Origin of the sequence: Maricaulis maris (assembly GCF_049116555.1) — a bacterium.
Taxonomy (GTDB): domain Bacteria; phylum Pseudomonadota; class Alphaproteobacteria; order Caulobacterales; family Maricaulaceae; genus Maricaulis; species Maricaulis maris_C.
In genome coordinates this window covers 939,876-951,882 of record NZ_JAGDYT010000001.1, presented here as the reverse complement: position 1 = coordinate 951,882, position 12,007 = coordinate 939,876, and the positions used below count along the sequence as shown (strand labels likewise).

The 12,007-nt window shown below is 63.9% G+C and carries 10 protein-coding genes; 7 read left to right on the top strand and 3 right to left on the bottom strand.

The window, feature by feature from the left end:
• Window positions 1-69: 69 nt before the first annotated feature.
• Complete coding sequence (locus JXQ94_RS04595) at window positions 70-1,758, bottom strand: vWA domain-containing protein (RefSeq protein WP_421922625.1); 1,689 nt, start codon at window positions 1,756-1,758, stop codon at window positions 70-72.
• An 849-nt stretch (window positions 1,759-2,607) separates the two neighbouring features.
• Complete coding sequence (locus JXQ94_RS04590) at window positions 2,608-3,390, bottom strand: competence/damage-inducible protein A (RefSeq protein ID WP_421922624.1); 783 nt, start codon at window positions 3,388-3,390, stop codon at window positions 2,608-2,610.
• 63 nt (window positions 3,391-3,453) lie between these two features.
• On the opposite strand from JXQ94_RS04590, the gene sfsA reads away from it, so the two are divergent.
• From sfsA to radC, 5 genes are all read left to right on the top strand, one after another.
• Window positions 3,454-4,155: a DNA/RNA nuclease SfsA gene (gene sfsA / locus JXQ94_RS04585; protein WP_421922623.1), complete on the top strand. Its 702-nt coding sequence runs from the start codon at window positions 3,454-3,456 to the stop codon at window positions 4,153-4,155.
• Between the two features lie 2 nt (window positions 4,156-4,157).
• Complete coding sequence (locus JXQ94_RS04580) at window positions 4,158-4,634, top strand: acyl-CoA thioesterase (RefSeq protein ID WP_421922622.1); 477 nt, start codon at window positions 4,158-4,160, stop codon at window positions 4,632-4,634.
• A gap of 80 nt (window positions 4,635-4,714) precedes the next feature.
• The gene (locus tag JXQ94_RS04575; protein WP_421922621.1) at window positions 4,715-6,406 is read left to right on the top strand and encodes a M28 family metallopeptidase; all 1,692 of its coding nucleotides are present in this window, start codon (window positions 4,715-4,717) and stop codon (window positions 6,404-6,406) included.
• Between the two features lie 101 nt (window positions 6,407-6,507).
• Entirely contained in the window at window positions 6,508-7,347 is an 840-nt protein-coding gene (gene map, locus JXQ94_RS04570; protein WP_421922620.1) for a type I methionyl aminopeptidase, read from the top strand.
• A 3-nt stretch (window positions 7,348-7,350) separates the two neighbouring features.
• Window positions 7,351-8,031, top strand: a complete 681-nt coding sequence (gene radC, locus JXQ94_RS04565) for a RadC family protein (protein ID WP_295695611.1) — start codon at window positions 7,351-7,353, stop codon at window positions 8,029-8,031.
• A gap of 368 nt (window positions 8,032-8,399) precedes the next feature.
• On the opposite strand, the gene JXQ94_RS04560 is transcribed toward radC, so the two are convergent.
• Window positions 8,400-8,792 carry a VOC family protein gene (locus JXQ94_RS04560; RefSeq protein ID WP_421922619.1) on the bottom strand — a complete coding sequence of 131 codons (393 nt, stop codon included), beginning with the start codon at window positions 8,790-8,792 and terminating at the stop codon, window positions 8,400-8,402.
• 125 nt (window positions 8,793-8,917) lie between these two features.
• On the opposite strand from JXQ94_RS04560, the gene JXQ94_RS04555 reads away from it, so the two are divergent.
• Both JXQ94_RS04555 and JXQ94_RS04550 read left to right on the top strand, forming a co-directional pair.
• A complete protein-coding gene (locus JXQ94_RS04555; protein ID WP_421922618.1) occupies window positions 8,918-10,690 on the top strand; it encodes an amidohydrolase in 1,773 nt (590 codons plus the stop codon).
• Window positions 10,691-10,723: 33 nt separating this feature from the next.
• Window positions 10,724-11,950 (top strand): threonine synthase, encoded by a 1,227-nt coding sequence (locus tag JXQ94_RS04550; protein ID WP_421922617.1) that lies wholly within the window; start codon window positions 10,724-10,726, stop codon window positions 11,948-11,950.
• The last annotated feature ends 57 nt before the right edge of the window (window positions 11,951-12,007 follow it).

Below are 12,007 nucleotides of genomic sequence, written 5' to 3'. Positions count from 1 at the left end.
AAGCCTGAAACAAGAAGAGCCGCGCCCATCGGGCGCGGCTCTTTTCGTTGGCCGTCTCGAAACCGGCGATCAGGGCTTGTCGCCCCCCTCATTGTCGATCCCGGCAGCCTGGTTCACCAGGTCGAGGAATTCCGCGCGATAGCCGAAAATGTCCTCGCCAAGCGCATTGCCAGCGGTCTCGGCGATCTCGGTCCAGCCATAATCATCGCCAAGATAGGCATCCCCGCGCAGACGCTGGGCGAAGCCGGCAACCGCGATCGAGAAACGCGCTTCCTGCGGGGCATCGCCAAAGGCACTGACTGCATCGGCATCGGTCACCGGACGTTCGATCAGGCGACTATCATCCTCGCCAGGTCGCTTGTAGCGCAGGCGCAGATAGCCGAATTCGCCATTCAGATCCGGTTCGACCGCCGCCGCGCCGCCATAACGGAGCGGCTCCATCAGCACACCTTCGGAACCCGGCGCCGCGATCTCGTAGATGGCGGTCACTGAATGACCGGACCCGACTTCACCGGCATCGACCTCGTCATTATTGAAATCGGCCCGGTCAAGCAGACGCGTTTCATAGCCGATCAGGCGATACTCGGCGACGCGCGCCGGATTGAACTCGATCTGGATCTTGACGTCATTGGCGATCGTGAAGAGCGAAGAGAAGCTTTCCTCGACCAGCATGCGCCGGGCTTCCTGGCGACTGTCTATGTAGCCGGCCGTCCCATTCCCCGCCTGGGCAATGGTCTGCATCATCTGATCGTTGTAATTGCCGCGACCGAAACCCATCACCGACAGGTAGATGCCGGTGTCACGCTTGCGGGCGACAAAGTCTTCCAACGTCTCGTCGCGCGTGACGCCGACATTGAAGTCACCATCGGTCAGCAACATGACCCGATTGACCGCGTCCGGGTCGAAATTCTGTTCGGCGAGATCATAGGCCAGCGCCAGGCCGGCTCCGCCGGCCGTCGACCCGCCTGCGCTCAGACGATCCAGCGCGCGGTGGATCTCGCGGGCATCGCGTGCCTCGGTCGGTTCCAGCACGGCACCGGCAGCACCGGCATAGACAACCAGGGCGACCGTATCGTCCGGATGGAGCTCATCGACCAGCATGTGCATGGCCTGAACGGCCAGGGGCAGCTTGTCGGGATCATTCATCGATCCGGAGACATCGATCAGGAAGACCAGATTGGCCCGCGGGCGCTCTTCCGGGATGATCTCATAGCCCTGGATGCCGATATGCAGGAGCTGCGTGCCGGCATTCCACGGTGTCGGGGTGACCGTCACATGGGTCGCGAAAGGCTCTTCCGATCCGGGCGGCAGGGCGTAGTCATAGTCGAAATAATTGACCATCTCCTCGATCCGCACCGCATCGGTCGGCGGCAGCTGGCCATATTCCAGCGAGTTGCGGACCAGCGAATAGCTCGCCGTGTCGACATCGATGGAGAAGGTGGAAACGGGCTCTTCGGCGGTGGAGACAACCGGATTGGGATCGATGTCTTCATAGCGCTCGCGGTCTTCAGGCTGTCGCAACTGAGCGTCAATGACCGAGAGCGGGCGGGCATGGCTCGCGAAATCGCTTCGCAAGCGCGCACCGGTGACCGTCACCATCTCGGCCATCGCTGGCGACGGGGGCGGCGCCGGCGGAGGCGGCGGCGGGGCCGGCGGGGGTGACATGGACGGCGGCGGCGGGCCCGGCGGCGCGACCGTCGCTGTGCAGCCCGCAATCATGGCCAGCCCGGCCACGCTGATCAAAAGAACGCGTTTCATGGAATCCCCTTCTGGTCCCAAAATCCCTCACCCGCCAGACTGGGAGCGGTCCGCGACCCTCACAAGTCGAAATCGGGGCGATATCGGGGCAGGCTGATTTCCCGCCCCCAGCACCAACATCGCCACGGCGTCACCGCCTGGCGTTTTGCTTGGAGAGGGTGTGCGGGATACCGGCCGGAGCCGATAAAGCGCTGATTTTAATAACGGTAGCCACGACAAGCATCCCGCACGCGGAGTTTTCCCGGGTTGCCTTCCAGCCCCCGAATCGAAGCCGACGGGATCAGGGCGGTCAATCGTTGCGCCCAAGCCTTTGTGGGGATTTTGGTCCCATCGGCGGCCGCACCGGGTCTGATGGTGGTCAGCCCCACCAAACCGGATGCGCTCCGCTATCCCCAGACCCCCGGATAACCGGTCCGAGCCTCAAGATGGCCTGGGAACGGGAGTGATTATGCGATGGCATGGAAGGGGGGAGGGCAAGTTCGTCTCTATCCCCACCCCAAAGCACCGTCATCCCGGCGCAGGCCGGGACCCGGCCTGCGACCCGAAGCCGTTGCCAAGCATGGTGAAACCCGGCCTGCGAGACTGGGTCCTGACCTTCGTCAGGATGACGGTTGGTGGTGGGTCTATGCGGCGGATAACCCGCCTCTCCCCAACCGGGGAGAGGTCCCGGAGCGCGTGAGCGCGCAGGGGGTGAGGGGCGCGCCGCGGCGCGGCGCAAGAGAAACTCCCAATGGCGCTGACACGCCGCCCCTCATCGGCCCTGCGGGCCACTTCTCCCCGGTCGGGGAGAAGAAGCGATGGCGCGGCAGGCTCTTCTCCAGGCAAGGCGAATACTTGGCTGGGCTGACTTCAATCCACCGGATCAATCCGTGGCGTGATCCCCACGGCTTCGACCATGGCGGCGATGCGCGCGATCACCGTGTCGAGCCGCGCCGTATCGGTGGCGCGGGCGACCAGATGGGTGCCGCGTTTGATTTCGCCGGCTTTGACTTCGAGGAAATACGGGTAGGAGCCGATCGAGACGTCGGGAAATTCTTTCGCCAGCACACCGAGCGCTTCGGCGACATCGCCCTCGCGCAGATTGTCGCCCTTGACCGAGCGCGAGATCGTCACTGCCCCGCCCTCAAGCCGGTGGTCGACATCATTGAGCATGCCGGCGACGATCGAGGGCACGCCGGCCAGGGTAAAGACATTGCCGGTCTGGAAGCCGGGCGCGCCGGTGACCGGATTGACGATCAGGCTCGCCCCGTCGGGGATGCGCGCCATGCGCTTGCGGCTTTCGGTGACCGGGGTCTGGGTCCGGGCATACCAGTCCTCGATAATCGCCAGCGCATCGTCGCGGACATCAATGCCGACTCCGAAAGCCTTGGCGACCGCATCGGCGGTGATGTCGTCATGGGTTGGCCCGATGCCGCCCGTGGTGAAGACATAATCACAGGCGGCGCGCAGCGCATTGAGCGCGTCGACGATAATGTCGGTCTCGTCCGGCACGACCCGGCATTCCACCACATTGATCCCCAGCGGGGCCAGAAAACGGGCAATCTGGTTGAGATTCCTGTCCTGGGTCCGGCCGGACAGGACTTCATCGCCGATCAGGAGGACTGCCGCCGTCACCCGCGCGTTCGTTGCCATGAGAATCATCCTTAAGTCGTGCCTGCAAACGGGTATAGGTGGCACCAGAAGGAAGTCCAAGCCATGCAGTTTCCGACCGAACTCATCCCTGGCCGACTGGTGAAGCGCTACAAGCGCTTCTTCGCCGATGTCGAACTGGCGGACGGCGCGCTCGTGACCGCGCATTGCGCCAATACCGGAGCGATGACGGGCATCAAGGACCCGGGACTGCCAGTCTGGTTGTCGCGCTCGGACAATCCCAAGCGCAAACTGAAATTCACCTGGGAGCTGGTCGAGGCCGAGGGCACGCTGATCGGCGCCCTGCCCAATCTCGCCAATGCCCTCGCCGAGGAGGCGGTCAGGGCCGGCGTGATCGCGGAGCTGGCAGGCTATGACAGCCTGCGCCGCGAGGTGAAATATGGTGAGAATTCCCGCATCGACCTCCTGCTGGAGAGCGAGGGGCGACCGCCTTGCTGGGTCGAGGTCAAGAATGTCCACTGGCAGCGCGGCCCCGGCATTGCCGAATTCCCCGACGGTGTGACCGCACGCGGCGCCAAGCATCTCGTTGAGCTGGCGGGCCAGGTCGCTTCTGGCGAGCGGGCGGTGCAGCTTTTCATCGTCCAGCGCAGTGATTGCGAGATTTTGCGCCCGGCGGAAGACATCGACCCGGTCTATGCCCGCACCCTGCGTGAGAGCGCCGCGGCCGGCGTCGAGGTCCTGGCCTATGCCTGTGAGGTAACCGCAAAATCGGTGACCATTACCCGACCCATGCGCGTGGAGCTGTGACGATGAGCGATGACTGGAATGGCTGGGATCTGCCGGACGCCTATGTCCACCGCATCACGGTGAGCGAGCGCGATATCGACAGTTTCGGGCACGCCAATAATGCCCGCTATCTGGAATGGGCCGACGAAGCCGCCTGGACGCACTGGTTCTCCAAGGGAGAGGATTATTCGATGGAGGCCTGCGCGGCGGAGGATCGCGGCATCGCTATCATCCGTACCGAAGCGGACTATCTCGGCCATGTTCATGTAGGCGACGAAATCGACTGCGCGGTCTGGATCACCCGGTCCGACCAGCGCCTGCGCGCCGAGCGCCGCTATCAATTCCGACGGGTCAGCGATGGCGTCACTGTATTTCGCGCCCTGACCAAAGTGGTCTGCTTCCAACTCTCCACGGGACGCCCGGCGCGCATGACGCCAATCTTTTCAAATCACTACTCCGTTCTGCCCTCTGTGGCGGCGGCGCTTGTGACTGAAAATTAACGAACCATCGACGTTGTACGACACTTCTGCCCCCCTATAGTCCGGCCCAACACCAACACCTCTTTGGGGGAGGCTTTTACATGAAGTATCTCATTCCGGCCCTGGCCGGTCTGGCACTCGCCGCCTGCACGGCCGCCAACGACACCGACAGCGCTGCAGTTGACACCGCTGAAGCCGGCTTCATGCCGGATGTCAGCGAGGTCAATATCGAAGCCCATATCCGCTTCCTCGCCTCGGATTACCTGAACGGGCGCGATCCGGGCACGCCGGGTTACGAGATCGCCGCCAATTATGTGGCCTCGCAAATGCGCCTGCTCGGCCTTGAGCCGGCTGGCGATAATGGCGGTTATTTCGCTCAGGTCCCGCTGCACGAAGTGCGCCCGGATGCCGCGTACAACCAGCTGACGCTGGATGGCGAAGTGTTCGAGCACGGGACCGGCGCCTATATCTCCTCCAATCCCAGTGTTCTGGAAGCGGAAATCACCGGCGAGCTGGTCTTTGTCGGCCACGGTGTGTCGGCGGCCAATCGCGGCCATGACGACTATGCCGACCTCGATGTCGACGGCAAGATTGTCGTCGTCCTCGGCGGCGTTCCCGAAAATGTCTTTGAAGGCCTCTCGGAAGAGCGCGCTCACCACAATTCCGGCACCACCAAGCGCAATGTCGCCGCCGCCCACGGCGCGATCGGCATGATCTCGGTGACCAGCTGGACGCCGGAGCAGCTGACCGGCTTCACCAATGGTTTCGGCAGCCGCCCGGCAGTTCGCCTGACTTCGGCAACCGGTCCATCCGGCTATGACAGTGTCACCGCCTCGGCCAATGTCAGCGCCGAGCTCGGCGCCCGCCTTTTCGAGGATGCCGAGATGAGCCTGGAAGATGTCCGGGCCGCGATGAGCGCTGAAGAGCCGAGCTATCCGCGCTTTGAACTGCCGCACACGGTGACGCTGCGCCAGCGCACCCTGTCCGAGCCCTTCGACTCCCCGAATGTGGTCGGCATGATCCGCGGCACTGATCCCGCTGTGGCTGATGAATACCTGGTTCTCACCGCTCACCTCGATCATATCGGCTCGGTTACCGAGAACATGCGCGCCGGCGGCTCGTGCAATACGACCGATGACAGCGACGAGATCTGCAATGGTGCGGTCGACAACGCCTCGGGCATTTCGATCATGCTGGAAACGGCTCGCACTTTCCTCGCCCAAGGCGCGCCGCGCCGCTCGGTACTCTTCGTCGCCCTGACGGCCGAGGAAAAGGGTCTGCTGGGTTCCGAGCATTTCGCCCGCAATCCAACCGTCCCGGCCGAGCAGATGGTGGCCAATGTCAATCTCGACATGCCGGTCATCGTCTATGATTTCGCCGATGTGATCGCCTTCGGGTCCAACCACTCCAATCTCGGCCCGATCGCCACGCGTGCGGCTGCCCGGATGGACATTGCCGTGTCCGAGGATCCGCTGCCGGAGCAGTCGCTCTTCGTGCGTTCGGACCACTACAACTTCGTGCGGGAAGGCGTGCCGTCGCTCTTCCTGATGACCGGCTTCTCCTCGCCGGATCCGCGCTGGGATGAGGGCGAAGGCTTCATGGGCTTCCTCACCACGCATTATCACCGTCAGACCGATCAGCTGGATGGCGAGCTGGAAGTCCTGTTCGAACAGGGCGCCAAATTTGCCAATATCAACTATCTGATCGCCCGCGAGATCGCCGATAGCGACGTGCGGCCGGCCTGGAATGATGACAGCTTCTTCGGCAACCTCTTCGGTGGCGATGCCGAATAGGCCTTGTCGGACGGGCTTCGCGCCCGGCTGAGAAATGCAGGCGCGCGCCGTTCCAAACGGCGCGCGCTCTGTTTATAAGCAGGGGCAAAGGGAGCGATAACTTGACCACTGCCTACGAGACCGTGACGGAAAACGACACGTCCAGCCCGCGCGATGGCCGCATCAAACTGCATGGCCCGGAAGCCTTCGCCGGCATGCGCAAGGCCGGCCGCTTGGCCGCGGAGATTCTCGACATGCTGGTCGAGCATGCCCGCCCCGGCAATACGACGGCCTATCTGGACAAGCTGGCACGTGAGTTCGCCTTCGATAATGGCTCGGTTCCGGCGACGCTCTTCTATCGCGGTTATCGTCACTCCCTGTGCACCTCGATCAATCACGTCGTCTGCCACGGCATTCCCGGCCCCAAGCCGCTGAAGAATGGCGATATCGTCAATATCGACGTGACCGTCGTGGTCGATGGCTGGCATGGCGATACCAGCCGCATGTACACGATCGGTGAGCCACGCCGGAAGGCCGAGCTTCTCGTCGACACGACCTATGAAGCCATGATGGCCGGCATCCATGCCATCAAGCCGGGCGTCACCCTGGGCACGATCGGCGCCATCATCCAGGAATATGCTGAAGAACGTCGCTGCTCCATCGTCCGCGATTTTTGCGGTCATGGCCTGGGCCAGAACTTCCATGACAGCCCGAATGTGCTGCACTTTGGCACGCGCGGCGAAGGCCCGGAGCTGAGGGAAGGCATGTTCTTCACCGTCGAGCCGATGCTCAATCTCGGCCGCCCGGATGTGAAGGTCCTCTCCGATGGCTGGACGGCCGTCACCCGTGACAAGTCGCTGTCGGCCCAGTTCGAGCATTCCGTGGGTGTCACCGCAGACGGCGTGGAGATTTTCACCGCCTCGCCCAAGGGCCTCCACAAGCCCCCCTATTCCCGCCCCTAAGTCATGACCGGCACGGCTTCCCATACGGGTCACCGAGACCGGCTGCGCGAAAAGCTAACCTCAGCGGGTGGATTGGCACTTCACGATTATGAATTGCTGGAACTTTACCTCTTTCGCTCCATTCCGCGCCGCGACACCAAACCGATCGCCAAGGACCTCATCGCCCGCTTCGGGGATCTCGGCGGCGTCGCCGGGGCCGATGTCCGCGACCTGACCGCCATCAAGGGCGTCTCCGAGCGCGTTGCGGCCGACCTCAAACTCATCAAGCCGCTGGCCGAACGCCTGGCCCGCGAACAGGCCATCGGACGTCCGGTCATCACCTCCTGGTCGGCGCTGGTCGCCTATTGCCGCACAGCCATGCAGCACGCCACGACCGAACAGTTCCGCGTGCTCTTCCTCGACCGCAAGAACAAGCTGATCGCCGATGAAGTGCTGGGCGAAGGCACGATCGACCACGCGCCGGTCTATCCGCGCGAAGTGGTCAAGGCCGCCCTCGCCCACGAAGCCTCGGCCATCATCCTGGTGCACAATCACCCCTCCGGCGACGCCACACCCAGCCAGGCCGATATCGAAATGACCCGCACGCTGATGGAGATCTGCAAGCCGTTTGAAATCGCCGTCCATGATCACCTGGTGATCGGGCGGGAGAATACGGCGAGCTTCAAGACGCTGGGTTTGATGTAGGCTACCGGCTGCCCCCCGCCCGTCATCCTGTCTTTCGCTTGAATGACGGATTATGCCTGAGTGAGACAGCGAGCCCCGGCTCGCAGAGATCCATAATTTGCCTGCCAGCCAGCAAGCAAACAATGAATGGAAAGGCACAAAAGACCCTCCCCTTCGCCAGGCTAACCCATTTCCCCCCAACGCAGCCCGGCGAAAGCCGGGCGAAGATCCGGGCGAAGATCCGGGCAAAGATCCGGGGGCAACAGAACCCGACCCCAGCCTTTGCGCCCGTCCTGCATCGATAAGCCCAACGTGGATCCCGGATCGCGCTCTGCGCCTCCGGGAAAAATTGTGCCTCGCGTCAGGGACAAACTCCCGAGACGCCGCCGCTACCCCTCCGGTTCGATCGGCTGCCAGAGCTCGATCTTGGTGCCGTCCGGATCCATCACCCAGGCAAAGCGGCCATAGCTGAAATCCTGGGGCTCGCCCTCAAGCGGGACCTCCTTCTCCTTCAGACGGGCCAGCATCCCCTCCATGTCGTCGATCATCAGATTGATCATGAAGGGCTTGGCGGACGGCTTGAAGTAATCCGTACCATCCTTGAAACCGGAGACGATCGTCCGCGCGCCTTGCGGAAAGGCCTTGCCGCTGTCGGCATGCAGGAAATCCGCCCCGCCATAATCATTGATCTTGAGGCCCAGCTTGTCCTGATACCACGCCATCAGCGCCGCCGGGTCGGGGCTTTGAAAGAAGATACCGCCCACACCGATCACATTTGCCATGCCTGTCTCCCCTGGTCCGGGAGCCAGCCTAGCGTGCAAGTCCGGCCCGGCCCAGCCCCGGGCCACGAAAGCCAGCCACGGCAACAAGCGCTCGTCTGTCCGGGGGCGCCTGCTAGAATAGGCGAATGACTCGTCCAATACGCCTCGTCCTCGCCCTCATCGCCCTGTTGGCCATCCTTGGCGCCGTGATCGCCACCATGCTCCTGCGCTCGCCGACCGCGCCGGACGCGCTGGTCTTCCACAATGGCACCATCCGCACGGTCAGCGCGGCAGGGATCGTGGAGGCGATCTATGTGCAGGACGGACGGATCGCGGCCGTGGGCAGGCTGGACCAGGTTCTGGCGGCCGCACCGCGCGGCGCGCGCCGCATCGACCTGGAAGGCGGAACATTGACGCCGGGCCTGATCGAACCGCACACCCACCCGCTCGCCGCCGCGCTGTTGAACACCGCCATCGACATCTCTGGCCGCACCCATTCTGACCGCGCCGCCATCATGACCGCCATAGCCGAGGGCGTTGAAGCGGGCGGGCCCTCGCCCTGGGCCATCGCCTTTGGCTGGGATGCCGTCATGCTGGACGATCTCACGCCGCCGAGCCTGGCCGAGCTCGACGCCCTCTCACCGGACCGCCCGCTCGTCATCCTGACCCAGATGATGCATGAGGCCTTCGCCAATTCCGCCGCCCTCGAGGCTGCAGGCCTCTCCCCCGCCACACCCGACCCGCATGACGGTTTTTTCGAGCGCGACGCCGACGGCGCGCTGACCGGGCGTGTGGTGGAAGTCACTGCCGTGCGTCAGCTCATGGCCGGTATTCCGCAGGCTTCGGACGCGGCCCTGACCTATCTACTCGACGGCACTTATGATGCGTACGCGGCGGCCGGCTACACCACAATCGGCATCGCGTCCCTGGTCGGACGCGCCGAAGACCCGCTCGGCATTCTCACCGCGGTGAGCCACGCCACGCGTCCCGCGCTGAACACCGTTCTTTACACAAGCCCGAGCCGGTATGGTCGCGCGCAGGGCATGTTCAACGAAACGGATGACCGCCACGCCCTGCGCCGCCTGAATGGCATGAAGCTCTGGCTCGACGGGTCTCCCTTTGCTGGCGGCGCTGCGACCGACGAGCCCTACGCCAATACGCCGCTGACTCAGGATACACTTGGCCTGCCACCGAACTGGCTGGCGCCCCTGGCCAGGCCGTCCGACAGCGTGATCGGCTTTGTCGGCGAGATGCAGGGCTTTGGCTATCAGATGGCGCTTCACGTCCAGGGCGAGCGCGCCATCGATCTGGCGCTCGATGCCATCGACATCGCGCAAACGCGCACACCCGATCCGGACGTCCGGCACCGACTGGAACATCTCGCCCTGATCACGCCCGACCAGATCGCCCGCGCCAATGGTCTCGGCGTCTCATTGGGCTTCTTCCCGGACCATATCGGCAATTATGGTCACCGGCTGGAGGACTTGTTCGGACAGGAACGCGCCGCGCGCTACATGCCGATTGCCGAAGCAGTCCGGCAGGGCGCGGTTGTGACGATCCATGGCGATCACCCGGCCAGCGAGATTGATGCCGTGCGTGTGATGGCCCTGCCCGTCCACCGCCGCACGCTGACCGGCGACACGCTGGGCGAGACAATCGATGCGGAAACCGCCCTTACCCTGATGACCCGCAATGCCGCCCGGCAATTGGGTCTCGCTGACGAGATCGGCTCCATCGAGGTCGGCAAGCGCGCCGATCTGACCTGGTTTGATACCGACCCGGTTGCCGCCATCGACGCCGACGCGCCGGTCGCGGTGCGCGGCACCTGGCTCGCCGGGCAGCCAGTGGATACGCGGGACTGGTCGTTGGACCGGATCGGCCTTGCCATTGCCGCCGCCTGGGGCCAAGTCTTCGGCTAAGTCCTTTTCATTTCGCCACAAACGAGCCTCTCCATGACGCAAGCCCCCGCCAACTACTTCACCCATCTGGAGTGTTCGGAAACCGGCGAGCGCTATGCGGCTGACCAGCCCCACAATCTGTCCGAGGCCGGCAAGCCGCTGCTGGCACGCTATGACCTTGGGACGTTGAAGTCGGAAACCGATCGCGATGCGATCTGGGCGCGCGGCGGCGGGTTCTGGAAATGGCGCGAGCTGCTACCGGTCGCCGACAAGGCTCATGTCTGCGCCCTCGGTGAACTCGACACGCCGTTGATCGATGTTCCCGCCACGGGCAGGGCGTCCGGGGCGACGGGCAAGGTCTGGGTCAAGGATGAGGGCCGCCTGCCGACCGGCTCGTTCAAGGCGCGCGGCCTCGCCCTCGCCGTTGCCATGGCTCATCAATACGGGCTCAAACGCCTCGCCATGCCGACCAATGGCAATGCCGGCGCCGCGCTGTCGGCCTATGCCAGCCGGATGGGGATGGAGAGCTGGTGTTTTGCGCCCGAGGACACGCCGGAAGCCAATCTGCGCGAGATGGCGTTGCAGGGGGCGAAGGTCTTCAAGGTCAATGGCTTCATCCATCATTGCGGCGCCCTCGTCGGCGCCGGAAAAGCGGAGATGGGCTGGTTCGATGTCTCGACCCTGAAGGAGCCCTACCGGATCGAGGGGAAGAAGACGATGGGCCTCGAACTCGCTGCCCAGCTCGGCTGGCGGGTGCCCGATGCCATCTTCTATCCGACCGGCGGCGGCACCGGCCTTATTGGCATGTGGAAGGCCTTCGACGAGATGGAACAACTCGGCTGGATCGGCTCCGAGCGCCCGAAAATGTACGCCGTCCAGGCGGAAGGCTGTGCCCCCATCGTCAAGGCTTACGAGGACGGCGCGAGACACGCCGAGGAATGGCTGGACGCCAAGACCGCCGCCATGGGCATCCGCGTGCCCAAGGCGATTGGTGATTTCCTGATATTGGACGCTGTCCGGCAAAGCGGTGGTGCCGCACTGGCCGTGTCGGAAACCGCGATTGAGACCGCCCGGACCCGCTGCGCCCGTGAAGACGGTCTGTTGCTCTGCCCGGAAGGCGCCGCGACGCTGGCCGCGATGGAGAAAGCCATGGGCGACGGCCTGCTGGCCCGCGACGCCGAATGCGTGTTGTTCAATTGCGGATCCGGGCTGAAATACGCGATGCCGGATGGCGCGGTAGCGCTGGACCGGCATGGGGATGTGGATTGGGACGCGATGTAAGCCAGAGGGACATGTACCTCTGGTACGTGTCCCATTGAAGACTTGGGCGCTCTCCAG

What these genes read in the sequence shown, in the direction of transcription:
- JXQ94_RS04560 (WP_421922619.1), bottom strand. Translation starts at nt 8,792, where the DNA reads ATGGCAAATGTGATCGGTGTGGGCGGTATCTTCTTTCAAAGCCCCGAC.
- JXQ94_RS04550 (WP_421922617.1), top strand. Translation starts at nt 10,724, where the DNA reads ATGACGCAAGCCCCCGCCAACTACTTCACCCATCTGGAGTGTTCGGAA.
- radC (WP_295695611.1), top strand. Translation starts at nt 7,351, where the DNA reads ATGACCGGCACGGCTTCCCATACGGGTCACCGAGACCGGCTGCGCGAA.
- JXQ94_RS04580 (WP_421922622.1), top strand. Translation starts at nt 4,158, where the DNA reads ATGAGCGATGACTGGAATGGCTGGGATCTGCCGGACGCCTATGTCCAC.
- JXQ94_RS04555 (WP_421922618.1), top strand. Translation starts at nt 8,918, where the DNA reads ATGACTCGTCCAATACGCCTCGTCCTCGCCCTCATCGCCCTGTTGGCC.
- JXQ94_RS04575 (WP_421922621.1), top strand. Translation starts at nt 4,715, where the DNA reads ATGAAGTATCTCATTCCGGCCCTGGCCGGTCTGGCACTCGCCGCCTGC.
- JXQ94_RS04595 (WP_421922625.1), bottom strand. Translation starts at nt 1,758, where the DNA reads ATGAAACGCGTTCTTTTGATCAGCGTGGCCGGGCTGGCCATGATTGCG.
- JXQ94_RS04590 (WP_421922624.1), bottom strand. Translation starts at nt 3,390, where the DNA reads ATGGCAACGAACGCGCGGGTGACGGCGGCAGTCCTCCTGATCGGCGAT.
- sfsA (WP_421922623.1), top strand. Translation starts at nt 3,454, where the DNA reads ATGCAGTTTCCGACCGAACTCATCCCTGGCCGACTGGTGAAGCGCTAC.